29 protein-coding genes are annotated in these 26316 nt (G+C 72.2%); 17 read left to right on the forward strand and 12 right to left on the reverse strand.

The features are described from left to right. The first annotated feature begins 5 nt into the window (after positions 1–5). Complete coding sequence (locus ACWZEH_RS16600; RefSeq protein ID WP_456199275.1) at positions 6–953, forward strand: SCO2400 family protein; 948 nt, start codon at positions 6–8, stop codon at positions 951–953. Between the two features lie 146 nt (positions 954–1099). Beyond that, positions 1100–1429 (forward strand): antibiotic biosynthesis monooxygenase family protein, encoded by a 330-nt coding sequence (locus ACWZEH_RS16605; protein WP_456199277.1) that lies wholly within the window; start codon positions 1100–1102, stop codon positions 1427–1429. A 107-nt stretch (positions 1430–1536) separates the two neighbouring features. Here ACWZEH_RS16605 and ACWZEH_RS16610 read toward each other — a convergent pair whose 3' ends face one another. Further along, the gene (locus ACWZEH_RS16610) at positions 1537–1740 is read right to left on the reverse strand and encodes a cold-shock protein (protein WP_004985680.1); all 204 of its coding nucleotides are present in this window, start codon (positions 1738–1740) and stop codon (positions 1537–1539) included. Positions 1741–1983: 243 nt separating this feature from the next. Beyond that, entirely contained in the window at positions 1984–2235 is a 252-nt protein-coding gene (locus ACWZEH_RS16615; RefSeq protein ID WP_456199279.1) for a hypothetical protein, read from the reverse strand. A 351-nt stretch (positions 2236–2586) separates the two neighbouring features. Here ACWZEH_RS16615 and ACWZEH_RS16620 point away from each other — a divergent pair, with 351 nt between their 5' ends. Further along, positions 2587–2958, forward strand: coding sequence for a DUF6479 family protein (locus ACWZEH_RS16620; RefSeq protein WP_456199281.1), 372 nt, complete (start codon positions 2587–2589; stop codon positions 2956–2958). 105 nt (positions 2959–3063) lie between these two features. On the opposite strand, the gene ACWZEH_RS16625 is transcribed toward ACWZEH_RS16620, so the two are convergent. Then, entirely contained in the window at positions 3064–4101 is a 1038-nt protein-coding gene (locus ACWZEH_RS16625) for a nucleoside hydrolase (protein ID WP_456199282.1), read from the reverse strand. Positions 4102–4377: 276 nt separating this feature from the next. Here ACWZEH_RS16625 and ACWZEH_RS16630 point away from each other — a divergent pair, with 276 nt between their 5' ends. Continuing rightward, a complete protein-coding gene (locus tag ACWZEH_RS16630) occupies positions 4378–5193 on the forward strand; it encodes a hypothetical protein (protein WP_456199283.1) in 816 nt (271 codons plus the stop codon). 48 nt (positions 5194–5241) lie between these two features. Here ACWZEH_RS16630 and ACWZEH_RS16635 read toward each other — a convergent pair whose 3' ends face one another. Next, a complete protein-coding gene (locus tag ACWZEH_RS16635; protein WP_456199285.1) occupies positions 5242–5517 on the reverse strand; it encodes a hypothetical protein in 276 nt (91 codons plus the stop codon). Positions 5518–5675: 158 nt separating this feature from the next. Between ACWZEH_RS16635 and ACWZEH_RS16640 the strand changes: the two genes are divergently transcribed. Further along, positions 5676–5843, forward strand: a complete 168-nt coding sequence (locus ACWZEH_RS16640) for a hypothetical protein (protein ID WP_456199287.1) — start codon at positions 5676–5678, stop codon at positions 5841–5843. Positions 5844–5923: 80 nt separating this feature from the next. Here the strand turns inward: ACWZEH_RS16640 and ACWZEH_RS16645 are convergent, their stop codons facing one another. From ACWZEH_RS16645 to ACWZEH_RS16665, 5 genes are all read right to left on the reverse strand, one after another. Continuing rightward, positions 5924–7360: an extracellular solute-binding protein gene (locus ACWZEH_RS16645; protein WP_456199289.1), complete on the reverse strand. Its 1437-nt coding sequence runs from the start codon at positions 7358–7360 to the stop codon at positions 5924–5926. Beyond that, positions 7357–10050, reverse strand: coding sequence for a vWA domain-containing protein (locus tag ACWZEH_RS16650; protein ID WP_456199291.1), 2694 nt, complete (start codon positions 10048–10050; stop codon positions 7357–7359). Before ACWZEH_RS16650 ends, ACWZEH_RS16645 begins: the two co-directional genes overlap by 4 nt. A gap of 4 nt (positions 10051–10054) precedes the next feature. Next, a complete protein-coding gene (locus ACWZEH_RS16655) occupies positions 10055–10417 on the reverse strand; it encodes an effector-associated constant component EACC1 (protein WP_456199292.1) in 363 nt (120 codons plus the stop codon). 107 nt (positions 10418–10524) lie between these two features. Beyond that, entirely contained in the window at positions 10525–11688 is a 1164-nt protein-coding gene (locus ACWZEH_RS16660; RefSeq protein WP_456199294.1) for a hypothetical protein, read from the reverse strand. A 70-nt stretch (positions 11689–11758) separates the two neighbouring features. After that, complete coding sequence (locus ACWZEH_RS16665; RefSeq protein ID WP_456199296.1) at positions 11759–12997, reverse strand: PP2C family protein-serine/threonine phosphatase; 1239 nt, start codon at positions 12995–12997, stop codon at positions 11759–11761. Between the two features lie 202 nt (positions 12998–13199). Here ACWZEH_RS16665 and ACWZEH_RS16670 point away from each other — a divergent pair, with 202 nt between their 5' ends. Both ACWZEH_RS16670 and ACWZEH_RS16675 read left to right on the forward strand, forming a co-directional pair. Further along, complete coding sequence (locus tag ACWZEH_RS16670; protein ID WP_456199298.1) at positions 13200–13640, forward strand: hypothetical protein; 441 nt, start codon at positions 13200–13202, stop codon at positions 13638–13640. Positions 13641–13960: 320 nt separating this feature from the next. After that, a complete protein-coding gene (locus tag ACWZEH_RS16675; RefSeq protein WP_456199299.1) occupies positions 13961–14974 on the forward strand; it encodes an endonuclease/exonuclease/phosphatase family protein in 1014 nt (337 codons plus the stop codon). A 137-nt stretch (positions 14975–15111) separates the two neighbouring features. Here ACWZEH_RS16675 and ACWZEH_RS16680 read toward each other — a convergent pair whose 3' ends face one another. After that, on the reverse strand, positions 15112–17208 hold the full coding sequence (locus ACWZEH_RS16680; protein WP_456199301.1) for a PhoX family protein: 2097 nt from the start codon (positions 17206–17208) through the stop codon (positions 15112–15114). A gap of 255 nt (positions 17209–17463) precedes the next feature. On the opposite strand from ACWZEH_RS16680, the gene ACWZEH_RS16685 reads away from it, so the two are divergent. The 3 genes from ACWZEH_RS16685 (at position 17464) to ACWZEH_RS16695 (ending at position 21625) form a co-directional block, all read left to right on the forward strand. Then, complete coding sequence (locus ACWZEH_RS16685) at positions 17464–19254, forward strand: VWA domain-containing protein (RefSeq protein WP_456199303.1); 1791 nt, start codon at positions 17464–17466, stop codon at positions 19252–19254. 175 nt (positions 19255–19429) lie between these two features. Continuing rightward, entirely contained in the window at positions 19430–21157 is a 1728-nt protein-coding gene (gene metG, locus ACWZEH_RS16690) for a methionine--tRNA ligase (RefSeq protein WP_456199305.1), read from the forward strand. Positions 21158–21259: 102 nt separating this feature from the next. Further along, a complete protein-coding gene (locus tag ACWZEH_RS16695; protein ID WP_042163045.1) occupies positions 21260–21625 on the forward strand; it encodes a PH domain-containing protein in 366 nt (121 codons plus the stop codon). 150 nt (positions 21626–21775) lie between these two features. Here ACWZEH_RS16695 and ACWZEH_RS16700 read toward each other — a convergent pair whose 3' ends face one another. Then, positions 21776–21985 carry a DUF397 domain-containing protein gene (locus tag ACWZEH_RS16700; protein WP_456199308.1) on the reverse strand — a complete coding sequence of 70 codons (210 nt, stop codon included), beginning with the start codon at positions 21983–21985 and terminating at the stop codon, positions 21776–21778. Next, positions 21982–22863, reverse strand: coding sequence for a helix-turn-helix domain-containing protein (locus ACWZEH_RS16705; RefSeq protein WP_456199310.1), 882 nt, complete (start codon positions 22861–22863; stop codon positions 21982–21984). Before ACWZEH_RS16705 ends, ACWZEH_RS16700 begins: the two co-directional genes overlap by 4 nt. 155 nt (positions 22864–23018) lie before the next feature. Between ACWZEH_RS16705 and ACWZEH_RS16710 the strand changes: the two genes are divergently transcribed. The 7 genes from ACWZEH_RS16710 to ACWZEH_RS16740 all read left to right on the forward strand — a co-directional run bounded on the left by ACWZEH_RS16710 (position 23019) and on the right by ACWZEH_RS16740 (position 26299). After that, positions 23019–23450 (forward strand): ATP-binding protein, encoded by a 432-nt coding sequence (locus ACWZEH_RS16710; protein WP_456199312.1) that lies wholly within the window; start codon positions 23019–23021, stop codon positions 23448–23450. 297 nt (positions 23451–23747) lie between these two features. Beyond that, positions 23748–24707, forward strand: coding sequence for a helix-turn-helix domain-containing protein (locus tag ACWZEH_RS16715; protein ID WP_456199314.1), 960 nt, complete (start codon positions 23748–23750; stop codon positions 24705–24707). Between the two features lie 89 nt (positions 24708–24796). Beyond that, positions 24797–25144 carry a hypothetical protein gene (locus tag ACWZEH_RS16720; protein ID WP_456199316.1) on the forward strand — a complete coding sequence of 116 codons (348 nt, stop codon included), beginning with the start codon at positions 24797–24799 and terminating at the stop codon, positions 25142–25144. Beyond that, complete coding sequence (locus ACWZEH_RS16725) at positions 25141–25398, forward strand: hypothetical protein (RefSeq protein WP_456199318.1); 258 nt, start codon at positions 25141–25143, stop codon at positions 25396–25398. Before ACWZEH_RS16720 ends, ACWZEH_RS16725 begins: the two co-directional genes overlap by 4 nt. Positions 25399–25517: 119 nt before the next feature. Beyond that, on the forward strand, positions 25518–25769 hold the full coding sequence (locus ACWZEH_RS16730; RefSeq protein ID WP_456199320.1) for a hypothetical protein: 252 nt from the start codon (positions 25518–25520) through the stop codon (positions 25767–25769). Between the two features lie 165 nt (positions 25770–25934). Then, complete coding sequence (locus ACWZEH_RS16735; RefSeq protein WP_456199322.1) at positions 25935–26093, forward strand: hypothetical protein; 159 nt, start codon at positions 25935–25937, stop codon at positions 26091–26093. Next, the gene (locus ACWZEH_RS16740) at positions 26090–26299 is read left to right on the forward strand and encodes a hypothetical protein (RefSeq protein WP_456199323.1); all 210 of its coding nucleotides are present in this window, start codon (positions 26090–26092) and stop codon (positions 26297–26299) included. Before ACWZEH_RS16735 ends, ACWZEH_RS16740 begins: the two co-directional genes overlap by 4 nt. Positions 26300–26316 lie beyond the last annotated feature (17 nt).

Below are 26316 nucleotides of genomic sequence, written 5' to 3' on the forward strand. Positions count from 1 at the left end.
AACGGATGGACTACTGCTCCACGTGCCGTCGGCATCTGAACGGCGCCCTCGTGTGCCCCGGGTGCGGCGCCTACGCCCCCGACATCGCGCCGAGCGTCATCGGCGGTCGCGCCGTCCCGGGCGCGGCGACCTCGGCCGCACCCACGGCGGACTTCGGCACGACGGCCGGTACGGCAATCCGTACGGAGTCGCAGTCGGAGCCGGGGGAGGAGAAGGGCGGACCGGGCCCCGGCGTGGACACCCCGGACCCGGTGTCCGCGTCCGCGTTCGGGTGCGCGATATCCGCGCCCACGGGGCGGGCGGCACGGCGGAGGCAGCTGGCCCGTTGGAAGAAGACCCAGCGTCGTGCCCTGGTCGCCACCGCGGTGGCCTTCGTCGGCGGTGGACTCACCCTCGCCTCGATGGACCGGGGGTCCGGCGACCGCGCCCGGGCCGCCACGGCACCCGAGGTGTCCGGCATGGGCGGCGTGGACGGGCCCGCGGACCAGGACGACGGTCCGGCGCCCTCCGTGGGCCCGCCGGGCACGCAGCGCTCCCAGGAACGGCCCTCCCGTCCCGCCCCGGACGACGACACGCACCGGCGGTCGACCGGCACCGCGCCGGCACCCACCACCGCGTCGGACGCCCGGCCGGACGACGCCGCCGGCACCCCCACGTCGCGGGGCACACCCTCGTCCGGCGGCTCGGGCAGCCAGGACGGCTCGGACTCCAACGGCTCCGGCTCCGCCGCGGCGACCCGCCCGACGATCCCACCTGCGGATTCCTCCGGCAACGACGACAACGACAGCGACAAAAGCGGCGGCTCGGACAGTCAGGACGGCTCGCAGCCCGCCGCCCCGCCCCCCTCGACGCCCGCCCCGGAGTCACCGGGCTCGTCCGGCTCGGGTTCCGACACCGGCACTGGCACCGACACCGACGCCGAGCTCTGCCTCCTGGTGATCTGCCTCGGCTGACGGCCGCCCGGGGGGAGGCGGATCTTCGTACGGTACGTAGCCGGCGCGGACGGAGGAGTTCGCCACCACCTGCGCGAACGCATCGGCCGAAACGGCGACGACCGCCCCGCCCACACTCCACGCCGGTACTGCGGGACAATCGGGACATGAGCATCGTCAAGATCAACGTACTCACGGTTCCGGAAGAGCAGCGGGAAACGCTGGAGAAGCGGTTCGCCGCACGGGCGGGCGCGGTGGAGGGTTCGGACGGGTTCGAGTGGTTCGAGCTGCTCCGTCCGGTGGAAGGCACCGACACCTACCTCGTCTACACCCGCTGGCGGACCGAGGAGGACTTCCAGGCCTGGATGGCCGGCCGCGGCCAGGCCGCGCACGGCGGTGGTGACGGTGCGCGGGGCGACCGTCCGAAGCCCGCGGCCACGGACGCGACGCTGTGGTCGTTCGAGGTGGTGCAGCAGACCGGCCCGAAGCAGGCCTGACCACGACAACGGACCCCGACCACGACAACGGGCACAGCACGGAGCAGGGGCCCCGCACTGATGTGCGGGGCCCCTGCTGCAATCCCTGCGTACTCGCGTACTACGGGTCAGGCGGGAACGATGTTCTCGGCCTGCGGGCCCTTCTGGCCCTGCGTGACGTCGAAGGTCACCTTCTGGCCTTCCTGGAGCTCACGGAAGCCCGAGGTGGCAATGTTCGAGTAGTGGGCGAAGACGTCGGCGCCGCCGCCGTCCTGCTCGATGAAGCCGAAGCCCTTTTCCGAGTTGAACCACTTCACGGTACCGGTGGCCATATCAAATCTCCTGAGACAGTGCTGGGAAAGCGCACTTTACGAATTCCCTCATCGTCGCGATGATCACCTGCCCGGAGAAACCCGGTAGCAAACTGGCAACCACAACTGCAACTGACGTCAGCCTAGCACGGAACATATCCACGGCAAGCGAGGAAAATCACTGAGGAAAAGCATGGTCAACGCGTTTGAAGAAAGAGATTTCCACGACGGGCGCCATATTTTTGTTCCGGCGACAGCAGATTTTCACTGGTGGCGGAGCACGACATGCTCGTCCTGCCGGCGCAGTCTCTCGTAGTCCCGCTCGATCTGCCCCAGCCGCTCCTCCAGGCCGATGATGCGGCACGCGGCCTCGACCGGGGTCCCCTGGTCGACCAGTTCGGCGGCCCTGCCCATGGTGTAGGCCGGGAAATGATCGTCGTCGAGCCGGTCGGCGACGGGGAGCCGGTCATCCACCGGCTGCCGGGTGTCGGCATACGGCTGACTCTCCGAGGACATGCGCACCTTCCTGCGGGCCACCACGGGGACGGACTCCCCGCACGGGAACTCTAATGGCCTCGGTGGAAAAACTACCGCGGCCCGAACAGATCTCCCCACCGAACGACGTAACGGGGACGGGTGGTGCCGGGTGGTTGCAGGGCGGGTGACTCGGGGATCACGACGGCCGCACGCGGCGCCGGGGCGCGAGATCGGGCGAGCGCACGCGCGGTGCCGGCGGGCGCGGTGCGCACGGGCGCGGGCGCGAGAAGGCCGGGGTGGGCCCCGAGCCGCACACGCGAACGGGAGGGCCGCACGAAGCAGCTGGACATTCCGGGCGCTTTATCTCATTTCCTCAGCCATAATCAGAACATGAGTACGGCAACGTATGAACTGCTGGCCGCAAGTCAGCACGTACTGAATCTGCTCGCGGCCTTCGTCGGCGGGCTGGTCGTGGCCGGCGCGCTGATCTGGGCCGTACGCGTCGGGATGAAGGTCATGGACCAGGAGGAACGCCGCCCCCGCCCCGAGGAGCAGCCGTGCCTGCCGGAGACCGGCGCGGTCCACGAGATGCGGGAGATGCGGGAGCCGGACGAGATGCCGATGGCACCGAGGGACGGCGAACGGCTCATGCCCTACCAGCTCCATCACTCCTCCACCAGAACGGGGAAGGACCAGCAACGGAAGCGCTGGCTGCCCGGGTCGAGCGGGGCCTTCGGCAGTGGAGGCCCGGGACACGTGTGACCGGCGCGCGTAGCTCGACGGCGTCGCTCCGGGAGGCGAGGGCGGGATGACGGCGGACGGACCCCCTCCTGTCCCGACGCTCCCGGCGGCGGTGGTTCGGCGGGTTCAGCGGATTCCGTCGCCGCCCGCCTCGACGGTCTCCAGGTAGAGCTTCACGTAGCGCGGGACGTCCACGTCCAGCCCCACGTCCACGAGGGCCTGCTCGCGCGTGCCCTCGTGGAGTTCGGACTCGCCGATGCGGGAGCGGCGGTCGACGACGGTCTGGCCGCGGGCCGGACCGGGGGCCAGGGAGACCTCGACGGGGAGCCGGTGGGTGGTCAGGCCCTCCGGGTCGACGACCGCGCACAGCGCGCCCGCGTCGCCGAGCCCGCCCGCCGTCCCGTCGGGGCCGGCGGCGTGGACGGCGGTGGCGTGGACGGCGGTGCCGCCGGTACCGCCGGCGGTGGTGCCCGGGGTCGCGGGGCGGTGGGCGAGCAGGTCACCGGCCAGACGGGTGCCGGGTTCGGGGCTCGCGCGCAGCCTGTGCACCTCGGCCGCCGGGACGACGACCCGGTTGAACACGTCCAGGCCGTACATCGTGATCGGCACCCCGGCGGTGAGCAGGATCGCGGCGGCCTCCGGGTCGTGCCAGACGTTGAACTCGGCGACCGGGGTGGCGTTGCCGGCACCCGCCGCGCCGCCCATGAACACGATCCGCTCGATGTTGCGGGTGACCTCGGGGTGAGTCCGCAGCAGCAGGGCGATGTTGGTCGGCGGAGCGATGGGCACCAGGGTGACCGGGCGCGGGGAGGCGAGGATCTCGTGGCGCAGCAGGGCCACCGCGTCCACGTCGGCCGGGGCGCGCTTCGGGACCGGCAGGCCCAGGTCGCCCATCCCGTCGCGGCCGTGGACGTGGGCCGCGGACCGCGGGACCTCGAGCAGCGGACGCTCGGCACCCCGCGCGACGGGCACGGCGGGCGCCCCCGCCGTCTCCAGCACGGTGAGGGTGTTGCGTACGACTCCGTCCACGTCCGTGTTGCCGGCCACGCAGGTCACCGCGCGCAGGTCGATCCCGGGGTGGCGGACGGCGAACAGCAGGGCGAGGGCGTCGTCGACACCCGTGTCGCAGTCGATGATCACCGGAATGGGCAGACCGTTCGGCACGGCGAGGACTCCTTCGGGGCGGGGCACGGGCGCGCCTCGTGGGGTGCGGGGGCGCGGCGGGCGGGGACGGGCGAGGACGAGGACGAGGACGAGGACATTTTCCCTGGTCGTCCTCACCCGGACGGACCGCCGCGCTGGTGGGGCGGGCGGCGCGGTGATGCCGTATGAGCACGTGTCTCCGCCCGGGGCCGTTCCGGACCCGGAACGGCCCCGGGCGGCCAGTGCACGGCCAGCCGCAGCCACGTTCCCAGCCCGGCTCCACCAGGAGGCACCCCGATGACACACGCCCCGGCCGCCGCCCGCGCCCTTCTCGCCTCCGTGCTGTCGGTGTCCGCGCTGCTGACCACGGCAGCCTGTTCCGTCCTCGGGAACGACACGGCCGGTCCTGCGGCCCCGGCGTCCGCCCCGGTCACCGCTCCCGCCCGGCCCTCCGCCGCCTCACCGGCCGCCGAGCCGTCCTCGCCGGCGGCGCCCGGCTCCGGGCTGAACGAGGAGCAGTTGCGGGCCGCTCTGATCACGGAGACGGACCTGGGGCAGCCCTGGGTGCCGACGCGGGGCGTGGCGACCTGGCGGGACGCCCTGCTCAAGTCGAGCACGAAGGACGCCGACTGCCGGCGTCTGCTCGACGTCCTCTACACCGAGGAGCTGTTCGGCACGGCGGCCGGACCGCGGGCCGTGGTCGCCCTGGACGATGCCTACAGCGGCGCCCAACTGCGGTACCAGGTGGCCGCGTACCGGCCCGCCGAGGTGGACCGGACGCTGCGGTGGCTGGACGGACTGCCGAAGAAGTGCGGGGAGTTCACCGCCACGGCCAGGAAGGACGGCGTCCAGAAGGTCGAGGTCGACGCGCTGACGCTGCCAAAGGCCGGGGACGCCCGGCGGGCGCTGCGGATCACCATGACCGGCGAGACACCCGACCACCAGCTGACGCGTCTCACACTGGACCTGGCAGTGGTCCGGGCCGGTGAGGAGACCATCACCCTCACCAACGGCGGCTTCGGTGACGTCGCGTCCGAAGTCACCCAGGTGATCGCGGAGTTCGGCACCAACCGGCTGACGGAGATCCAGAAGCAGGGCCGGGTACGGGTCTGACCGCCACGGGTCCCCTCGTCATGGGCCCCACCGGCCCGGGGCCGGCCGTCACGTCATGCGGTCCACGGCCTGCTTGGCCTCGAGCAGACCGGCCCCGGTGGCCTCGCGGTAGGCCTTGACCGCCTGGACCGTCTTGCCCTCCCGCGCGAGCGCGACGATCCCGTCCTCGCCCGGGATCTCCTCGCGCAGGTCCAGGTGCTGGAGCACCAGGTCGAGTTTGCGTTCGAGGCGCGCGATGTCGCGCTCGGCCCGGGAGACGTTGTTCCGGACGGTCAGAATTCCGAGGATCACGACGGAGGTGAGGAAGAGCACGGCTGTGTCCATGGTCGGCAAGCGTAGGGAGTCCCGGGGGGCTTTCCCGTCCTCGCCCTCGCACTCGGCCGCCTCCCTTTGTGCCCCTTGCCGTTCGAGTCCGGCAGCCCTTAGGTTCATCCGCGGATTCACCCCGCCCAACCCGTACCCATCGCTGTTGCGAGGTCGCCGTGCTGGAACGCATCCGCACCACCAGGCGTTACGCGAGAGGCTTCGTCGCGGCTGTCGCCGCGGTCACCGCACTGGTCCTGGCAGCCAACGCAGGCCCGGCCAGGGCCACCCACCCCGAGGATCCGGACCACCGCACCACAAGTCCGGTGGAAGCCGCCGTCCGCTAGGGCCTGCCGTCCAGGGTCTGTCGTCCAGGACCTGTCGTCACGTTCCCGCCTGCCTCGCGACGGGAACGTGACGACAGGCGCTAGTCCGGGAGCGCCTTGCGCAGGGCTTTGTCCAGTTGCCCGGCCAGGGCCTCGTCCGACGGCACGCCGTCGCCGTGCAGTGGGTCCAGCCGTGTGATGAACGTCTGGGTGAACGCGCCGTACAGCGGGGTCCTCGGCCGGTGGACCGCCTTCCGCAGGGCGGGCAGGAGGATGTCGCGGGCGTAGGCGGGGCGGCCGCCCGCGTCCCGCGGGACCGGGTCGGCTCCCTCGCCCGTGGGGGACGCCGAGGGCCCGGGGCCGACGGCGGTGCACCGCTCGCCGCCCGCACCGTCCTCGTAGGCCGAGGTGCGGGTCGCCGCGAAGCCCGCCTCCAGCAGACAGCGCTCGCTCTCCTTCCCGGTGAGGAACCGGATCAGCTCGGCCGCCTTGCCCTTGCGCTGCGACACCCCGGTGACCGCGAGGTTCTGCCCGCCGAGCGCTGCCCGGCCGGGCAGCGGGGCCACGCCGAGCTGCTCCTCGGAGAAGGCCCGGTACAGCGTGCGGTACTCCGACGGCCAGTGGCGCAGGAACGCGGTGCGGCCCTCGGCGAAGTCGCTCAGGGACGCGTCCTCGTCGGAGGAATGGGCGTCCTGGAGGGTGTACGCCGTCTCCGTGCGGCGCCGCAGCTCCGCGATCCCGTCGGTCAGCTCGTCGACGTCGCCGGTGTAGCGGCCCTTCTCGTCGACCAGCTCGAGGCCCGGCACCGCGGACGCGAACGCCTCCACCGCGTTGACCGTACGGCCCTCGTAGGCGGCGAGCTGGGTGGTCCAGCCCTTCTCGTAGGTGTCCGGGGCGGGCTCGGCGTCCAGGGCCTCGACGAGGCCCCGCAGCCCGTTCCAGGTGAGGCCGTCGCCGAGGTCGGGGCGCTCGACCCCGGCCCGCTTCAGGTAGTCGCGCCGGTAGTACAGCAGACCGACGTCGCTGTTGAACGGCACCGCGTACACCTCCCCGTCCCACCAGGCCGTGCCGGCCACGGAGGGGATGATGTCGGCGTCGACCAGGTTTTGGGGCAGCGGTTCGATCAGGTCCGCGGTGGCGAACTCCGGCACCCAGGTCACGTCCAGGTTGACCACGTCGTAGGCGGCGCTGCGGGACTGCAGGGCGCCGAGCAGCTGGCTGCGCTGTTCGTCGGCGCTGCCGGAAAGTTCGACCAGACGGGCCCGGAAGCCGGAGTTCCGTCGCTGCTCACGGAGGTTCCAGGCGTCGATGAGCTGCTGGCGTATGCCGTTCTTGCCGGTGACGTCCCGGCCGCTGGCGACCACGATGTGACCGGTCACGTCGCCCGGGGCGGCGGACCCGGCGGCGGTGCCGCCGTCACCGTCGTCGTCCGTGCCGCGGGAGCCTCCCCCGGTACAGGAGGCGCAGACGACGACCAGCAGCAGGGCGAGCAGCAGGGCCGCCGGCCCGGCGGTGGGCCGTGGGGGCCGGGTCGTCATTCCTCCCCCGTTCCGGTGCGGGCGACCTCGTCGCGCAGGGCCGTGCCGGGGTCGTCGCCGCTGTCCAGGCAGCGCCCCTTGCTCACGTCGGCGATCTCGCGGTCCGGCCGGCCCGGGTCGCAGCCGCCGTTCGTCAGGGACACCACGGTCACCGGCACGTCGGACGTCCGTGCCCCGGTGAGGATGTCGTCCAGGCGGTCCCGGGAGAGCTGGTCGCTGTCCTCTCCGTCGGTGATGTACACGATCATCCGCGGCCTGCTGTCCGCCCCGGAGGGTTCCATCGTGTCGAACGCGGCGTCCAGGGCGTCGCGCGGGTCGGCCTCGGCGTCCCGGATCCGGGCGCGGGCGTCGAGGACGCGCTCGGCGTCGGCCCGCCGGTGCGGGCCGAGCCGCAACAGCGTCTCGTACGGCCGGTCACCGGTGTCCGCCACCGCCCACACGCCGTACTCGTCCCGTCCGCCGAGGCCGCCCAGCGACTGTTTCAGCAGCCCGGGGCCGCCGCTCGGCCCCTCCCAGAGGTCCGTCATCGAACCGGAGCTGTCCAGCAGGTAGAGCACCCGTCCCGGGCCGCCCGCCTCCCGGTACTTCTCCAGGGCCGCCTCCATCGCGTCCCTCCCGGCGAACCGGTCGAGCACGGGCGGCGCGGCCAGCACGCCGTCGGCCTTCGTGTCCGGGTCCATCAGGTCCCACTCGTACGGACGGCGGAAGCCCTCCCCGGCGAACACCGCTTGCCCCTGCTCACCGGTCAGCCAGTCCTGGAAGGCGGCGACCGACGCGTCGCGGGCCTCCTCGTCCCGGTCGGCGCCCTGCCAGCGGACCCGGACGAACACCGGCGCCATGCCGGGGACGTCCATGGGGTACCGGGCCGTGCGAGGGGTGCGCGTGGCGCTGTCGCAGCCGACACCGCTGCGCATCAGGAACTCGGGGACCAGGGCGGCCGTGCGGTCGTCCACCTCGTCGTCGTCGGGCAGGGTGCACAGCAGCTCGGCGGCGGTGGGGGAGGGCGGGCCCGGCTGGGCGACCAGGCGTTCGGCGGCGCCGACGGGCACGTCCGAGCCGTACAGACCGATCGTGGCGAGCAGTCCGACGTCGGTGAACTCCGGGTCGGGGCGGCGCACCCCTGCCTTCTCGTCCTGCTCGGACAACTGCTCGATCATGCGGGTGAGGGGCAGGCCGGTACGGCCCTCCGGTTCCCTGGCCGCGACGGCCTGTGCGATGGCCTTCGGGACGGCCAGCACGACCGGGGAGTAGGCGAGCGGCTCGTCGGCGGCCTCCGGCACGGCCACCGCGTCGGTGTCCTGGCCCTCCACGACCCGGGCGACGTCGGCACGCGAGGCGGGAATCCAGATGTCCGGCTGCGGCCCGATGTCCCGCTGCGGGTTGAAGCGGGCGGTGTCCACGTCGTGCGGCTCGTGCCAGGCGTCGGTCTGCTTGCGCAGCGCGGTGACCACGTCGGAGGAACCGGCGCTGTAGACGGTGATGCCGGTGCGGCGGCAGCCGTCGTCCAGGGTGTTCGCCGCCGAGGTCAGATGGGCGTCGGCGGCGGCGCGGATCGTCGGCTCCAGGTCCGGGTCGGTCAGGACGCGCAGCTCCAGCGGCGGGGCGCAGCCGGTGGCGGCGTCGCCGCCCCGGAGGTGCCCGACGAGGCCGATGACGCCGTAGGTGCCGGCGGTGAGGAGGCCGAGGGAGAGGAGACCGAGCAGAAGGACGGCCCAGGGAGTGCCCCGGCGGCCCCACCGGCCCGTCCTGCCCGTTCCACCCCTCCTCCGGCCCGTCCGGTCCCTCCCGGGGAGGCTGCGGAGGCGGTCGAGGAGCCGGACCGTGAGCGGGGCCCGTGGTGGGCCGGCGGTGTCGGGCGTGGGTACGGGGGCGGGCGCGTCCGGGTGTTTTCCGGGGGAGCCCTTCTCGGGGTGCTCCGCCGAGCTCTTTGGCGTCTTCCGCTCCGGCGCGGACGGCTTCGCCGCCAGCAGGACGTCCTCGCCGGGTTCCGCGCGCCACTGCGGCTCCCACGCGTCGCCGCGCACGGTGCTGAGGCCGCGGGCGGCCATCCGTTCCCGCATCCGCTCGGAGAGGTCCAGGAAACCCGTCCCGCCCTCCTCGTCGAGGAGCCGGACGAGTTCGGCGGTGTACGGCGTCGGTGTCCGCGGATCGCCCGCGTCGATACGGTGGTTGGCCTGGACGCTCATCATCAGCAGCAGGCGGTGCTTGTCGCTCAGGGTCTCCCGGACCCAGGCGGCGTTGCCCGCGAAGCAGCAGTCCAGGATCACCACGATCCGCCGGGCCGGGCTGGTCGCCAGCATCGTCAGCACGGTGGTGAAGGGCTCCGCGCCCGGGAACACCGCGTGTCCGCCGGCGACCACGCTCGCGTTGCGCATCTGCAGGAACAACTCGTCACCCGCGCTGGGGATGGCGCCGTGCCCGGCGAAGTAGAGCAGCAGTACCCCCTCCGCCTCGGCGGCGGCGGAGAGCAGCGCCCGCTCGAAGTGCTCCAGGGACGGTGAACGGGCGGCCGTGATCTCGTGCTCGCCGAACACCCGTCCGCGCGTCAGCACTTCACGCAGGCGGTTCACGTTGTGCTTGACCGCCGGAAGGTCGCCGGGCACGCCGTGCGGCGGCTCCGTCAGGTCGTACTCGGAGACGCCGACCAACAGCGCCCTGTTGGGCAGCCCCCGCGGGTCGAGACGGATCACCGGCCTACCTGTCGTCGAGGTTCACCGGCTCGACTCTGCCCTGGGGCGGTTCACCGTCCTCGACGTCGCGCCGGTTGGCCCGCCAGGCCGACACGGCCTTCTTGACCTGCTCGAGCAGCTCCGTGGCGATCGCGCCCGCACCCGCGCCGACGATCAGGACGACGATGTCCATCCCGAGACCCATCGGGGCGCCGGACTCGTCCGTCCTCGGCCGCTCCTGGATCTGCAGACCGCCCGCGCGCACCCGTTCGTCGAGCGGTTTCTCCCGCTCCAGCCACTTGCGCAGCGCACCGATGTCGCTCGCGCTCGCGGTACCGTCCAGCCTGATTCGAATGCCCTGGTTGGCCACACCCTCCCCCTCAGCCATAACTCACCATCATGGCACCGCTGTTGCCTCACGGGGAGGGGTCGGCAACGGTTGTGTCCTCGCGGGCGGAAGCGGAAGGGTACGGACCGATCCGGTCGGGTGCCGGTTCAGTTCTGTGTCTGCAACTGGCTCAGCTGCCGTCGCACATGGTCCAGGGCGCCTTCCCGTCGTCCGGGCACACGGCTGCGCAACTCCGCGAGCGACGGACCGAGTTCACGGGCCCGTACCGGGTCGGAGATCCGGCCCCACTGGTGGTGCGCCCGGTCCACGGCCGTCTCGACGGCGGAGGCGTCCACCGCCTGACCGGTGTCGAGGCGTGCGGCGGCCACGGTCAGCCAGATGTGGCAGCTGAGCGCCGCGTCCCCGGCCAGCATCGCCAGGTCCGCGCGGACCTCGGCCCAGTGCAGCGCCTCCTCGGAGGCGGGTCCGTGGGTGAGGGCGGCGTTCTGCTCGTACCGCGCGGCGAGCGCGTGGGCGTCGGCGTGGCGGCCGGAGCGCACTGCCTCCGTGATGACCGTGTGCGGGTCCCCCTGCACGGGTCCGGGCCCACGCCTCGCCAGGACGAGTCCGGGGTGCGTGCCCTCGGCGGCGACCCGGGCCAGCGCCTGCTGGTGCAACTCCTCTTCCGGCGGACGTACTCCGCTGCGCAGCAGCGTCGCGACCGCCTTCATGTACGCCGGTTCCGCGACCGCACGACGGGGGGAGCGGGAGGACGGCGGCGCGACGCGGCCGTAGACGGCGGTGTCGCGGCCCGCGTCGAGCGCGGCCGGCGGTGTGACCGGAACCGGCGCCGCCCCCGGTGTGCCCGGCGGCTGCGAGGCGCCCAGCGCCTGCCAGGTCTCCTGGTCCGCGTGCAGGTCGAGGATCAGCGTCGTGACGCCCGGGGGGCGCAGTCGCAGCTCGTCCCGGAACCAGTGCCACGGGAACGCCGTGTAGCGCACGGTCGACGCGGTGGTGCGGGCCAGCGCCAGATGCGGCAGGCGCTGGCGGCGGTCGAGCAGCAGTTGCCCCGCGACGTACAGGGTGAGCGGTCCTGGGGCGGTCGCGGCGGCGCGCAGCCGGGTCAGGACCGCCTGCGGCTCCAGCGGGTCGGCGAGCTCGACGACGTTCGCGGTGTCCGTGCCGGACAGGACGGCGGGCGGTACGGCGGCCAGGACGGGGAGCACGGACGCCGCGTCCACCAGCCGGCCTCTCCCCAACGGCGAGGCGGCCAGCAGCAGTACGGTGCCGGGCGTGGCCCCGGACTTGGCTGCGGGTGTGGTCCCGGGCATGTTCCCTCCCCTGTCGATCACGACCCAGAGCAGCACCGTAACCGTTGTGGCTCCAACAAGGGGTCTCGGGTCAGTGAACGTCCCTCTTCGAGGCGTTCGCCCCCGGCCCGCCGATCCGGCGCACGGCGAAGGCCGTGGTGTCGTCGTCCAGGTGACCGCCGCTGTGCCGGAGCGTCCCGTCCCGTACGACGACGGCCAGCCGGGCCGGTTCGGCGGCGCGCGCGTCCCGCGCGACCGCCCGCGCCACGTCCTCGGCGAGCGGGTAGAACGTCCCGTCGGCGTCGCGCGCCTCGGTCACCCCGTCGGTGACCACCAGCAGCGTCTCGTCGGCGGCCAGCGGCAGCCGGTGCACGTGCACCGGTGCGGGGGCCAGGTCGCGCAGGCCCAGCGGGAGCCCGCCGGTCACCGGCAGCGGCCGTACGCCCCCGGGGCCGACGACCAGCGGCGGTTCATGACCGAAGACCACGGCCTCCACCGTCCCGAAACCCGCTGGACCACAGCCCGCCGCGTCCGGCCGGTCCGACGGGAAGCCCAGCAGCACGGCGGTGGCGAAACGGTCTGCCTCGGCCCGGTCGAGGGCCGCGACGTAGTTCCGGTGCCGCAGCATCCGCTCCTCCAGACGGGCGGCCACGACCGCCAGTTCCGGCTCGTGGTAGCCCGCCTCGCGGAACGTGCCGAGCAGCGCCGCCGCCGTCTCCACCGCGCCCAGCCCCTTGCCCTGCACGTCCCCGACCAGGACCCGGGTGCCGTTCGGGCCCGGCTGGATGTCGTAGAAGTCGCCGCCGACCCTGGCACCGGCGTCCGCGGCCAGGTAGACGCCGGCGTGCTCCAGACCGCCCCAGGACGGCGGCAGGGGGCGCAGCACCGTCCGGCGGACCGTGTCGGCGACGTCCCGCAGGTGCAGCGCGCGCCGCTCGCCGCGCACCCGGACCGCGCACGCCAGCGTCGCCAGGACCCCGCCGACGGCGACGAGGATGAAGTCGGGCAGCTCCGTCCGGAACTCGTGCGGCCAGGCGTTGTCCACGAGCGTGAAGGTGGTGATCGAGAGCACCCCGAAGACGGCCGTGCCCCACACCCCGCAGATCGCGGCCGCGATGCCCGGGACCAGCACGATCCAGGAGACGATCCGGAACTCGCCGGTGGTGTGGTAGTCGACCACGGCGATGGCGGCCAGCAGCAGAAGCGGCGGCACCCACGCGACACTGCGCCCGCGCACGTGCAGCATCTCGTGCCGGTGCGTGACGTCGCGGCGGCCGTCCCGGGCGTACCGCCGGTCGAGCGGGCCGGGCCCGCTGCTGCCCTGGCGCACCGCCCCAGCGAAACACGCGGGTGCGCGGCCCGCATCCGTTCGGTACGGAATGCGGGGCGGTCCGGTGCGGGAGGCGACAGGGCGGGAGGCGACAGGGCGGGGCGAGGGGGCGGATCCCGACACACGTTCGAGTGGCCGAGTTGCCGGGCGACCCGCGCAGGTGTGCGCTGGAGGCGGGGGGCGAGGAGAGAGGAGTGTGCTCATGGCTCATGCGGCACCCAGAGCCCGGATCGCGTCCAGGCGGCCGGGCGGCATCCGCGTCTTCAGCGAGCGGGCCCATGCCGGCGCCAAGCTGGCGGTGCCCGTCGTCCTCGGGCTCGTCTACGGCTACTGGGCGGCGGCCAACCGGCGCGAGGGCGGTCCCCTCACCGGCTGGAACATCCTGTTCGGCCTCCTCACCGCGCTGGCGTTCGCCGTCCTGTGCGTGGCCCTGTCGAGCATCGCGCCGAGGCTGCGGCGCGAGGAGCACGCCGTGCTGTGGGGCGCGTTCTCCGGCGTCGCGGTCGGCTTCCTGGTCAACCAGGCCGACATGAGCGTGCTGCGGTCGACGGTGCTGGGCCTGGTCGTCGCGGCGGGCGTCTTCGCCTTCCTGTTCTACCGGTACTACACGCACGAGGACGCGCAGGGGCACCCCATCGAGTGACGCGGCCGTCCCTCCGGTCCGGCGGACGCGGAGCGCGGGCATCCGGGATGCTCCGGGTGGCCCCGGTACTCCGGATGCCCGCCCCGCGTTCGCGTGTGCGTCGCCCCGCGCCTTGCCCGAGGGGATGCCACCCCACGCCGTACCGCCCGGACCACCGGAACCGCCCGTGCCGCCCCGCCGCGAGTGGGCGCCGGCGGCGTCACCGGCGTCACCGGCCCGTGACGAGGCGCGGAACGGATCGCCGCAACCTCCCGTCGCCGGTCCTCGTCTTCGAGGGAGGATCTTCACGGACCGATCCACCGCGAACGGAAGGCCGGACGTTGGACACTGCGACTGCCGGGACGGCCGAGTGGGCGGACACCGGGGAAAAGCCCGGACGCCGTAGCGCGAAGCGGCGGTTCGGCGGCTGGTCGGCGGCGCTGCTCCTCACCGGGGTGAGCGTGGTCGTCGGCTGCCGGGCCGTCGGCACCGACGCGGTCACCCCCGTGCCCCAGCTGCTCGCGTTCCTGCCCTGGCTCCTCGTACCGACCGCCCTCGGACTGCTGTGCACCCTGCTCGCCCGGTGGTGGACCGGCGCGGTGTGGGGCGTCGCCCTGCTCGGGCTGCTGGCCTGGTTCATCGAGCCGTACGGGAGGACCGGCGTGCCCGTCGGGCCGCCCGTCGCCGAGTTCCGGGTGATGACGTCCAACGTCGAGTTCGGCCGGGCCACCGACGGGCTGGTCGGCGCGGTGCGCCGGCTGAAGCCGGACGTGGTGTTCGTCCAGGAGTGCGAGTACACCTGCGACGCGCGGCTGCGGCGGGAGCTGACGTCGGACTATCCGCACCGCCGGGCCGTGGAGGGCGGCGGCTCCGAGGGCTCCGTCATCCTCAGCCGCTTCCCGCTCGAGGGCACCGACGGCGTCCCCGGCAGCAGCATGGGCATGCCGGGAGCCGTCGCCGACGTCGACGGGCACGCCGTACGGCTCCAGCTCGCCCACCCCATGCCGCCGGTCCCCGGCCAGGTGGACGTCTGGAAGCGGGAGCTCGGCCGGCTGCGCGACGTCGTCACCGCCGACCCGACGGCCCCCATGGTGCTCGCCGGGGACTTCAACGCCTCCCAGGACCACGCCGCCTTCCGGCGCCTCCTCGACTCCGGGCTCAGCGACGCCTCGCGGCTGGGAGGCGCCCACCGGGTCCCGACCTGGCCGGCCGGGACCGCGCCGAGGTTCGGCGTCCAGATCGACCACGTACTGGTGTCCCGGCAGTTCGCCGCGGACCGGCCCCGCTTCCTCGACCTTCCCGACACCGACCACCGCACCCTGGTCGTCGACCTCGCACTGCACCGCGACGGCTGACCGCGGGCCGGCGTCCGGCCGCCCCCGGAAACGGCGGGCGGGGTGCGGACGCCCCGCCGGGAGCCCGCACCCCGCCCGTGACCGATGACGGACCCGGACCCGGGTCCGGACGTCCGGACCCGGGTCCCCGGGTGACGTCAGACGCCGATGTCCCGGCCGTCCTTGCGCCACACGGCGACCACGGCGGGCCGGGGGTACGTGCCGGGGCCGTCGGGCCAGGTGCTGCCCGGGTTCTCCGCCGACGCGCCGTCCACCTCGCCCGGGTGCTGCACGGCGACGAGCACCCGCCGGTCCTGGACGATCGGACCGCAGGTCTCCGCGCCCTTCGGCACGGTGAGGAACTGCTTCAGCTCACCGCGGCGGTCACCGCGCGTGGCGACGCCGAAGAGTCCGTCGTGCGAGCCGAGGGCGGCGCCGTCGGTGGAGATCCACAGGTTGCCGTGGTCGTCGAAGGCGACGTTGTCCGGGCAGGAGATCGGGCTCACGGAGTCCTTCGGGAAGCCCGCGAAGTACGTCGCCGGGTCCTGCGGGTCGCCCGCGACCAGGAACAGCGACCAGGCGAACCGGGTGCTCTCCGGCCGGTTCCAGCGCTCGGTCAGCTCGAGGACGTGGCCGTGCTTGTTGGCGTTGCGCGGGTTGGCCTCGTCCGCCTTGGGGTTCGAGCCGACACCGCGGTTGGTGTTGTTGGTCAGCGCGACGTAGACCTTGCCGGTGACCGGGTTGGGCTCGACGTCCTCGGGGCGGTCCATCTTGGTGGCGCCCACCTTGTCGCCGGCGAGCCGCGTGAAGACGAAGACCTCCTCGGCGGTCATGCCGTCGACGTGCGAGACGGCGCCCCTGGCGGTGGCGGTGGCCAGCGGGATCCACTCGCCGCTGCCGTCGAACTCGCCGTCCTTCGGGAGCTTGCCGGTGCCGTCGATCTCGATGGCGGGCGAGTCACCGGTGATCCTGGCGACGTAGAGCGTGCCCTCGTCGAGCAGCGTGAGGTTGTGCTCGCGCGCGGCGCGGCTGTTGCCGTGCTTCATCCGCTTGCTGCCGACGAACTTGTAGAGGTAGTCGAACCGCTCGTCGTCACCGGAGTACACGACCGGACGGCCGTCGTGCGTCAGGCGCACGGTCGCGCCCTCGTGCTTGAAGCGGCCGAGCGCGGTGCGCTTGCGCGGGACGGAGTCCGGGTCGTACGGGTCGAGTTCGACGACGTAGCCGAACCGGTGCGCCTCGTTGGGCTCCTGGGCGAGGTCGAACCGCTTGTCGAACCGCTCCCACTTGCGCCCGGTGGCGCCGGTGCCGATGCCGTACCGCTTGTCGGTCGCGCTGCCGCCGTGGGCGAAGTACTGGTTGAAGTTCTCCTCGCCGTGCAGGGTCGTGCCCCACGGGGTGGTGCCGCCGGCGCAGTTGTTGAGGGTGCCGAGCACCTTGCGGCCGGTCGGGTCGGCGGAGGTCTTCACCAGGTCGGACCCGGCGGCGGGGCCGGTCAGCCGGAACTCGGAGGTGGCGGTGAGCCGCCGGTTGAGGTGGTGCCGGGTGACGGGCGTGAGCTTGCCGCTCCTGCGGTCCTCCTCGACGACGACGACGCCCAGGCCGTGCGCGGCCCAGCCGATCTCCACCTGCTCGCGGGTGGGGTTGTCGGAGTCGTAGCCGCGGAACATCAGGACTTCGTCGCTGTACTCGTGGTTGGCCACGAGCAGCTGCCGGTCGCGCTCACCCTTGAGGGGGAGCAGCGCGAGGAAGTCGACGTTGTACCCGAACTGCCCGGCCTGGGCCTCGGCCGTCTGGTTCTCCGGGTCGAAGGCGGGCGCGCCGCGCAGGATGGGCTCGCCCCAGCGGATGACGACGTTCTGGCCGTAGCCCTCCGGCACGGTGACGGCGTCGGCGGTGTTGGGCGCGACGGGCGTGAACCGCAGACCGCGGGCACCCTTCGGCTTCTGGTTCCCGTGGCCGTTTCCGTGCCCGTGTCCCCCCTTGCCGGCGGCGGGGGCCGCCTGGGCGTCGGGGGCGCCGGCGAGGTTGACCGCGCCGGCACCGGCCGCGACGACCGTGACGGCGGCGGCGGCCCGCATCATCGACCGGCGGCTGAGGGCGTCGGAGATGACGTCACCGACGTATTCGTTGGAGCTGGTGTTGGGCACCTCGTGGAAACAGGCGTCACCACACCGGAAACGGCAGGTCAGGGCGGACCGGCCGCCAGGGTGCGAACTGGACGGCGTCCCGATCAACGGAAGCAGCTTGCGCACGTGTTCTCTCCTTGGATACCCGGGGTGTCAGCGTGACCGTAGGAGTACATATGTGCGGCAGCCGGGCGCCAGGGTGAACGGAAAGTGAACCTGCGGCAGAACAAATGGAGTTGCCGGTGTCACGACATGATCATCCACAGGGGCCGAATGACGCCCTTGACACCCTGCCCAAGATCACCCACAAGGGCCGCTAACCTTACGTGTCCGTCCTGGCCAGGGATCCACGGGCTACAACTCACGCGAAGGGTTGCGCACATGGGCATTCTCACTCTCCTGCGGAACGCGTTCGGCCGGTCACGCAAAGCGAATACGGCAGAGGCGGAGGGTGCGGCGCCGATCGCCGAAACGGACGACGCGGGACGATCCGCCCGTCCGGACGCCGCGACCGCGGCCACCCCGACGCCGCCCGAACCGGCCGACGAGTCCACGGCGGCCGAGGCTTCGGCCCCCCGGCTCCCGTCCCCCTCCCCCGAACCGACGCCGGAGACCACCACGGCCTCCGTCCCGGAACCCCGCAGCGACGAACACGATCTCGTCTCAGCGGCCTTCAACAACGTAACGCCCTCCACCCCCACCTCCCCGACCCCGGAACCGGAGGCAGCCCCCGAGCCCGCCGCGGAGCCGGCCCCCGAGCCCGCAGCCGAAAAGCCCGAGGCGGAACCGAAGGCAGCAACGCCCCCCGAGGCCCCGCAGCCCGAGCCCGAGAGCAAGGCCGCCGCCGAGGCGGACGCCGACCTCGAGCCCCCGGCCAAGCCCGAAGCTGAAGCCAAGCCGAAGCCGGAACCCGCGCCCGAGGCAACCACCGAGCCCGAGACCAAGCCCGAGGCCGAGCCCGAGACCAAGCCCGAGCCCGCGCCCGAGGCCAAGGCCGAGCCCGAGGCTGAGCCCGCGCCCGAGGCCAAGGCCGAGCCCGAGGCTGAGCCCGCGCCCGAGGCCAAGGCCGAGCCCGCGCCCGAGACCGCGCCCGCGCCCGAGGTCACCACCGAACCCGAGCCCAAGGCCGAAGCCGAGTCCGAAGCCGAGCCGAAGCCGGAGGCGGACGCGGAGGCGCAGCCGGCCCCCCAGCCCGCGGCCGCCGACGGCGAGGACACCCCGCAGGGGCCACCCGCACCCGACAACGAAAGCCGCACGGGCGGTGCGGGTGGGAACACGACCGAAGCCGAGGCCGAGGTCACCACCGAACCCGAGCCCAAGGCCGAACCCGAATCCGAGCCCGAAGCCGAGCCGAAGCCGGAGGCGGACGCGGAGGCGCAGCCGGCCCCCCAGCCCGCGGCCGCCGACGGCGAGGACACCCCGCAGGGGCCACCCGCACCCGACAACGAAAGCCGCACGGGCGGTGCGGGTGGGAACACGACCGAAGCCGAAGGCGAAGCCGAGGCCGAAGTCACCCCCACCACTCCCTCCACCGCGCCGGAGGCGATCCGCACCGCCTACGAAGCCGCCGCCGCAGCCCTCGCGGAGCGCGACCTCACCGGCACCCGCGCCCGCGTCTACCTCGTCCTCGACCGCTCCGCGTCGATGCGCCCGTACTACAAGGACGGCTCCGCACAGGCCCTCGCGGAGCAGACCCTCGCTCTCGCCGCCCACCTCGACGCGGACCCCGAGGCCGCCACGGTCAAGGTCGTCTTCTTCTCCACCGAGGTCGACGGGACCGGCGAGCTGACCCTCGCCGACCACGAGAACAAGATCGACACCCTGCACGCGTCCCTCGGCCGTATGGGCCGGACCAGCTACCACGCGGCGGTGGCCGAGGTCCTCGCCCTGCACGACAAGGCGGCACCCGGCACGCCCGCCCTGGTGGTGTTCCAGACGGACGGTGCCCCCGACGCGAAGACCCCCGCGACCCAGTCCCTCACGGAGGCCGCGAAGACCCACCCCTCCGTCTTCTTCTCCTTCGTCGCCTTCGGTGACCCGGAGAACAAGGCGTTCGACTACCTCCGCAAGCTGAAGACACCGAACACGGCCCACTTCCTCGCCGGGGAGTCCCCGCTGGAGCTCACCGACAAGGAGCTCTACGAGGCCGTACTGAAGTCCTGGCGCCCGTAACCGCGGCCCCGCCCCACGGCTGCGGCCCACAAGGCGCAGCCCACAGGCTCGACCGCTCACGGGCACTTTGCTCCGCGCCGCCCGCTTCTCATCCCGTAAAACGAGAAGCGGGCGGCGTACCCGTGTCGGCTACGATTTGGAGGTTCCGTACGTTTCAACCCGGGAGCAGCCTCCGATGGCTCGACACCTCATCACCAGCGCCCTTCCGTACATCAACGGGATCAAGCACCTGGGCAACATGGTGGGGTCCATGCTCCCGGCGGACGTCTACTCCCGCTACCTGCGCCAGCGCGGCCACGACGTCCTGTACATCTGCGCGACGGACGAGCACGGCACCCCGGCCGAGCTGGCCGCGAAGGAGCAGGGCCTGCCCGTCGACGTGTTCTGCGCGCAGGCGCACGACGCGCAGAAGGCGGTCTACGACGGCTTCGCCCTCGCCTTCGACCACTTCGGCCGCAGTTCCTCGCAGCAGAACGTGGAGATCACGCAGCACTTCGCCCGCCGCCTCCGGGAGAACGGGTTCATCGAGGAGCGCGCGATCCGCCAGGTCTACAGCCCGGCCGACGGCCGCTTCCTCCCGGACCGCTACGTGGAGGGCACCTGTCCGCACTGCGGCTACGACAAGGCGCGCGGCGACCAGTGCGAGAACTGCACCCGCGTGCTGGACCCGACCGACCTGATCGACCCGCGGTCGGCGATCTCCGGCTCCACGGAGCTGGAGGTCCGCGAGACCAAGCACCTCTTCCTCCTCCAGTCGAAGCTCCAGCACGAGGTCGAGGAGTGGGTGGCCCGGCACGAGCAGGAGTGGCCGCAGCTGGCCGCGTCCATCGCGCGCAAGTGGCTGACCGAGGGCCTGCACGACCGCGCGATCACCCGCGACCTGGACTGGGGCGTCCCGGTGCCGGCCGACACCTGGCCGGAGCTGGCGGCCGAGGGCAAGGTCTTCTACGTCTGGTTCGACGCCCCGATCGAGTACATCGCCGCGACGAAGGAGTGGGCGGACTCCGCGCCCGACGGTGAGACGCGCGACTGGAAGTCGTGGTGGTACGAGGCGGACGACACCGTGCGCTACACGGAGTTCATGGCGAAGGACAACGTCCCGTTCCACACGGTGATGTTCCCCGCCACGCAGCTGGGTGTCCGCGAGCCGTGGAAGAAGGTCGACTACGTCAAGGCCTTCAACTGGCTGACGTACTACGGCGGTAAGTTCTCCACCTCGCAGAAGCGCGGTGTCTTCACCGACCAGGCGCTGGACATCCTCCCGGCGGACTACTGGCGGTACTTCCTGATCGCCAACGCGCCGGAGTCGGACGACGCGTCGTTCACCTGGGAGCACTTCACCGCCACGGTGAACAAGGACCTGGCCGACACCCTGGGCAACTTCGTCAACCGTGTCCTGTCCTTCTCGAAGAAGCGCTTCGGCGAGGAGGTCCCGGCGGGCGGCGAGCCCGGCGAGGCCGAGAGCAGGCTCGGGGAGGAGATCGCGTCGCTCCTCGCGGAGTACGAGTCCCAGATGGAGGCGCTGCAGTTCCGCAAGGCGGCGGCCGCGCTGCGCGCCCTGTGGTCCGCGGGCAACTCCTACCTGGAGGAGAAGGCCCCCTGGCTGGAGATCAAGACCGACAAGGACGCCGCCGCCCTCACGCTGCGTACGGCGATGAACCTGATCCGCCTGTACGCGGTGGTGTCGGAGCCGTTCATCCCGTCCACATCGGCGGCGATGCGCCAGGTCTTCACCCTGCCCGGTGACACCGCGACCTGGGCCGGCGCCGAGGAGACCCGCGCACTCGCCTCGGTCCCCGCCGGCACCCCCTTCACCGTCCCGCCGGTCCTGTTCGCCAAGCTGACGGACGACGACCTGGAGGCGTACAAGGAGCGCTTCGGCGGCGAGCCGCAGCCCGCGTAACGACTCCGCACCACCGACGTCAGGGCCCGGGAACAGAGGTTCCCGGGCCCTGACGCGTTCGATAGCGTTCCAGGGAGATCACTTCACGCAGGGGGAGCATCCATGGCACTGTTCGGCAACGCGCACAGCATCGACCCGTCGCAGGCGCAGCAGGAGTACGCCCGCCTCCTGGGCCAGGGCGAGCAGGTGCACGCCGCCTACCTGCTGATCCGCGACACCATCCTCTTCACCGACCGTCGGCTGATCATGATCGACAAGCAGGGCATCACCGGCAAGAAGACCGAGTACCACTCCGTCCCGTACCGCAGCATCACCCACTTCGCCGTCGAGACGGCCGGCACCTTCGACCTCGACGCCGAGCTGAAGATCTGGATCTCCGGCACGCCCACCCCGGTGCAGAAGACCTTCACCAAGGGCGTCGACATCTACGAGGTCCAGGCCATCCTCACCCAGTTCGTGGCCCGCTGACCCGCACTGAGCCCACCGCCCCCCAGCGCGCCACCGAAGGCTTCGCCGACGATGGCCTGTTCCCCAACTCCGACGCACTGTTCTGAGTCGCACACCAACGCGCCCCGCATCCAGCGACAACCAGGTGCGGGGCGATGCGCAGTTGAAGGGTCAGCTTCCCGACACGTCTGCCACGAAGTCCGCCCACGCGTGGTGCGTAAGCACAAGCTGAGGGCCCTCTATGTTCTTGGAGTCGCGGACGTGCACCACGTCAGGGGCCTTGGCGGTCTCGATGCAGTCGTTGCCGTCGCCGCTGCTGCTGTAGCTGCTCTTGAACCAGACCAGCGCAGAAGCGTCGTGGCCGGTGGAGGTGCTGATCATGTCTCTCCAAGCATCTGCTCGATGAGGGCCCGCGACTCTCGGGGCGTGAGAGCCTGCGCCCGGATCATGCCATAGCGCAGTTCAAGGATCCTGAGCTGCTTCGGCTCGGACACCGGGCGACCGCTGAACGCACCTTCGGAGCGCCCCACCGCCGTGCCGTCCGGAAACTTGAGCACCTCGATCAGTCCGCCCGTGCCGAAGTGGTCCTCGCAGTCAGTCGGCATTACCTGAATCGAGACGTTCCGCAACTGCCCGAGTTCCAACAGGCGTTCGAGTTGCCGCCGCCAAACCATTCTGCCCCCGACCGGGCGCCGCAGCGTCACCTCTTCCTGGACAAAACTCAGCGTCGGCGCCGGTGACCGCTCGAAGATCGAACGACGGGCCATCCGCGCGGCCACCATGCGCTCCGTTTCCTCATCCGAGTAGGCAGGAAGCCACGCTTCGAAGAGCGCCCGCATGTGCTCCTCGGTCTGCAACAAACCGTGGATGTTGTGGTTGCTGTACAGCGCCGCCTCAACCGCCTGCGCCTCCAGCTTGCCCAGCGCCCGCACACTCTTCGGGTACCGGACCTTCCTCACGTCCTCCCAGGCTGCCGCGATGAGCCCGCCTGCGCCCAACACCTTGTCGGCCCTGCACAGATACTCCTGCTGGGGAATCCGCTTCCCACCCTCGACTTTGTAGACCAGGTCGTCCCCGTACTTGACCGCCGCCGCGAAGTCGGCGACCCGCATGCCCATCGCCTCCCGCCGCAGCCTCAACTGACGCCCTACCGTGGTGAGAACGGCCACCCCCCACTCGTCCTCCGGGTCCACCTCCCACCCCGGCTCGTCCTCCTCGGTCTCGGTCCGGAGCCGTACCGCCTCGCCGTCCACCGACATACCGCACCCCTCTGTCGTACCGCCGTGCTGTGCAACGCCCGTACTCGTAGGCCGGTTTCCGATGGTCCGGACAGCGGCCGACAAGCTCCGACAGTCACCCTGTGTATCGGGGCTGTCACTGTTCACGGTAAGCACGTCCGGCCACGCTCGGTCCCGTGAACAGCGAAAAGTCCACCCAATTCCCTTCACCCGCCGGCCACTTCAGCGTGCTCCTGTCACCCACACCCCGCGGCGCCCGCCTCGCCCGGCTGCTCGCCGCGGACTGGACTCGCGACCGGGACCTGCCCCACCGCACCACCGAGGCCGCCGAACACCTCGTCGCCGAACTCGCCGCCAACGCGGCCACCCACGGCCGGCTCGCCGGACGCGACTTCCGCCTCGCCCTCCTGACCGACGGCGCGACTCTCCGCATCGAGGTCACGGACACCCGCGGTGACGACCTCCCGCGCCGCCGCGTACCCGCCCCCGACGCCGAGTCCGGACACGGCCTGCTCCTCGTCGAGGCCCTCGCCGACCGCCGGGGCGTGGACCTCGGACCCGTCCCCCGCAAGACCGTATGGGCGGAACTCGACCTACCGCCAGCCTGACCTGCGGAAACGACACCGGCACCGGAACCCCGCCGTGTGTGTTCCGGTGCCGTCGGCCGTCTTTTCCAAGGACCACGGGAGAGAAAGAAACCCCACCAAGCCCCACCCCTCCCGCCCACGGCGCACGCTCACTCGCGCGAGTGAACATCACCAACTGGAGTAGATATGCGACAGGTTGTCTGTCCTACGCTCAGCGCAACACAGCACGGCACACAGCCCCAGACACGTAAACGGCCCCCGCCGGGAGTGACGTCCCGTTGCGAGGGCCTGCCCACCAAGGAAGAAAGCCCCTTCCCGATGAACACCCAAAACACTAGCGTGCCCCCGCACGCCCAGTCCCGTAACGACGGGAAAAACCACCCCTCCCACCGCACCCGCGCGAAGCGGCATCCCGGCGGCGTCACCCACGACAACGCCCGCCACACCGCCCGCTTCACGGTGATCGGCAACCACCTCGCCCAGCACCCGGACCTCTCCCTGCTGGCGATCGGGCTGGCCTGCCACATCCAGTCCCTCCCCACCGGCGCCCCCATCGGCATCAAGACCCTCGCCGCCCGCTTCCCCGAGGGCCCGACCCGGATCGCCGCCGCCCTGCGCGAGCTGGAGACCCACGGCTACCTGCGCCGCACCCGCGAACGCACCCCGACCGGCCGCATCGTCACCCGCACGGTCTCCTGCAACCAGCCCGGCCGACGCGACGCTCCGTCCGAACCGGGCGAGGCGCCCAACCCTCCGGCCCGTCCCCCAACCCGCCGCGCGGCCGCCGCCCCGCAGCAGGAACCCCCACGCCGCCGCGCCCTCCCTGCCGTACCGAAGCCCGGCTACACCTCCCCCGACCTCCTCCAGGCTGCCACCGACGTCCTCGCCGGCCTGCGCCGCGAGGACCCCCGGCTGCTGCTCTCCGCCACCGACGCCGAACACCTCGCGCCCGGTGTCGTCGCCTGGCTGGAGCGCGAGCTGACCCCCGCCGCCGTACGCAGGGCCCTGGCCGGCGACCTGCCCCTGGAACCCCTGGTCCGCCCGGCCGCCTTCCTGGCCCACCGCCTGACGGCCAAACTGCCGCCCCTCCCGCCGTACCGCGCCCCCGAACAGCCCAGGCCCGTCCGGCACCCCCTGCGCAACTGCGACACCTGCGACCACGCCTACCGCGGCCCCGACCCCCACCACTGCCAGGGCTGCGCCTCAGCGGGTGTCGGTTCCGGTGTCCCCGGCACCGGAACCGACGAGCCGTCCCTCGTTGGACAGGGCCGACCGTGACAGGCCGCTCGCGGCCTGCCCGGTTCCCGGTCCGGCTCCTCCGCGGCCCCGTCCGGATACCCTGGCCGGGGCACCCTGTGGAGGACACCATGAGTACTCAGGCCGATCACGGACACGAGCTGATCCCACGTCCCGAGCAGACTCCTGACGCCCTGCGCACGGCTCTCGCGGTGGTCGATCCGGGGCGCCTGGAGGAGATGCAGGCCACAAAGGACGACGCCTTCACCAAAGCCGTGGAGTGGCAGTCCCTGAGCCCCGTGCGGAGCTGGGTCCTCACCTGGGCCCGAGACATCGAGATCGCCCGGCGCCCTGCTCTGTCCTCCCGCTTCGCGCAGGCACAGAACAGGCTGGAGCACGAGAATCCCGCCATCGCCGAGGAGGCTCTGCGGGAGCTGAGCGCCGTCCTGGACGAAGCCATGAAAGCAGTGCGCGGTTGAGCTGGAAGTGGGAGTACGCCTTCGGTGCGGAGGAAACCGCCCGCACCGCACCCGCCGACTTCCTCGCCGGTGTGCAGAGGAAGGCGGACGAGCTGGTCAGAGCCGCCGAAGCCGTCCACCTTCACGGCCGGGCCCACGAGGGCATCGACCCGAAGGGGGGCGACGTCATCGTCCCCGGCGGCATGTTCAGATACCAGGTCGTCGTACGCGGCGAACGTGTCTACATCGTCCAGATCACCTACCTGGGGTACTGAAATCAAGGACGGCCGTTCTGCGGGACACACCGCAGAGCATCGCCGACCCGATCATCGAACTCGTCGCACAAGACCTGGGCAAACACCCGGCCGCACACCTGTGGAGGAAACTGGTGGCCGTGGACCTCTCCTTTTACAAGTCACCCCTCTCCGAGGAAATCCGCGACGAGGGCCGGGCCGAGGGCCGGGCCGAAGGCGAGGCGCGCCGTGCCGCCGAGGACGTCCTGGACATCCTGGAAGTACGCGGCATCGACGTCCCCGAAGCGGTCCGGGAACGCGTCACCGGCTGTGGCGACCCCGAGATCCTGCGCCACTGGCACCGGCGGGCCGTCACGGCCCCGACGGCCGAAGACATCTTCGCGGACGAGTAGTCACGGCTGACGGAGGGACCCACCTGCGCCGCCGGCCGGGAACGCGCGTCGGCGGAGCAGCTCTCCGGAACCGTCGGCTGCCTTGAAGCCGCCCCGGCAGGAGGACCCGTACCGCCCCGCTGCGACCGCTGTGACGACGTTCGCCGACACCCGACAGGACCTCACGTGCTGCCCACCTTCGCCGCCAACGGATTCCTCCCCCTGGGCCGGTACTCCGTCTCCCTCGACGAAGCGGAGTCCATACTGGTCAGCGCACCGGAATTCCGCGACTCCGCGACGCGCACGGCACTACCGGCGCGCGGCTACCCAAAGGTGCGACTGTGACCGGCGACAGCTGGCGCGAGCACAGGCGCGCGCTCCTCCGAGACGACCCGGCCGAGGCCGAGCGCTCCGCACGTCTCCTTGATCAGTTGGGCACCGAGGACCGGGACGACGAGGAGATCGAGGCGGAACACCGCGCGAGCCGGCTGGCGGCGGCGCAGGAGTACGCCCGCGCGCTCGGCTCGACGAGGAACCGCAGCTCAGGCTGACCGGACCGGACACCGAT

Source organism: Streptomyces yamdrokensis (assembly GCF_053890455.1).

Bases quoted from the DNA above. Each gene is read 5' to 3' on its own strand.
- ACWZEH_RS16615 (WP_456199279.1), bottom strand. From the start codon at position 2,235: ATGTCCTCGGAGAGTCAGCCGTATGCCGACACCCGGCAGCCGGTGGAT.
- ACWZEH_RS16655 (WP_456199292.1), bottom strand. From the start codon at position 10,417: ATGGCTGAGGGGGAGGGTGTGGCCAACCAGGGCATTCGAATCAGGCTG.
- metG (WP_456199305.1), top strand. From the start codon at position 19,430: ATGGCTCGACACCTCATCACCAGCGCCCTTCCGTACATCAACGGGATC.
- ACWZEH_RS16635 (WP_456199285.1), bottom strand. From the start codon at position 5,517: ATGGACACAGCCGTGCTCTTCCTCACCTCCGTCGTGATCCTCGGAATT.
- ACWZEH_RS16700 (WP_456199308.1), bottom strand. From the start codon at position 21,985: ATGATCAGCACCTCCACCGGCCACGACGCTTCTGCGCTGGTCTGGTTC.
- ACWZEH_RS16620 (WP_456199281.1), top strand. From the start codon at position 2,587: ATGAGTACGGCAACGTATGAACTGCTGGCCGCAAGTCAGCACGTACTG.
- ACWZEH_RS16685 (WP_456199303.1), top strand. From the start codon at position 17,464: ATGGGCATTCTCACTCTCCTGCGGAACGCGTTCGGCCGGTCACGCAAA.
- ACWZEH_RS16645 (WP_456199289.1), bottom strand. From the start codon at position 7,360: ATGACGACCCGGCCCCCACGGCCCACCGCCGGGCCGGCGGCCCTGCTG.
- ACWZEH_RS16670 (WP_456199298.1), top strand. From the start codon at position 13,200: ATGGCTCATGCGGCACCCAGAGCCCGGATCGCGTCCAGGCGGCCGGGC.
- ACWZEH_RS16600 (WP_456199275.1), top strand. From the start codon at position 6: ATGGACTACTGCTCCACGTGCCGTCGGCATCTGAACGGCGCCCTCGTG.
- ACWZEH_RS16610 (WP_004985680.1), bottom strand. From the start codon at position 1,740: ATGGCCACCGGTACCGTGAAGTGGTTCAACTCGGAAAAGGGCTTCGGC.
- ACWZEH_RS16715 (WP_456199314.1), top strand. From the start codon at position 23,748: ATGAACACCCAAAACACTAGCGTGCCCCCGCACGCCCAGTCCCGTAAC.
- ACWZEH_RS16605 (WP_456199277.1), top strand. From the start codon at position 1,100: ATGAGCATCGTCAAGATCAACGTACTCACGGTTCCGGAAGAGCAGCGG.
- ACWZEH_RS16660 (WP_456199294.1), bottom strand. From the start codon at position 11,688: ATGCCCGGGACCACACCCGCAGCCAAGTCCGGGGCCACGCCCGGCACC.
- ACWZEH_RS16705 (WP_456199310.1), bottom strand. From the start codon at position 22,863: ATGTCGGTGGACGGCGAGGCGGTACGGCTCCGGACCGAGACCGAGGAG.
- ACWZEH_RS16720 (WP_456199316.1), top strand. From the start codon at position 24,797: ATGAGTACTCAGGCCGATCACGGACACGAGCTGATCCCACGTCCCGAG.
- ACWZEH_RS16695 (WP_042163045.1), top strand. From the start codon at position 21,260: ATGGCACTGTTCGGCAACGCGCACAGCATCGACCCGTCGCAGGCGCAG.
- ACWZEH_RS16630 (WP_456199283.1), top strand. From the start codon at position 4,378: ATGACACACGCCCCGGCCGCCGCCCGCGCCCTTCTCGCCTCCGTGCTG.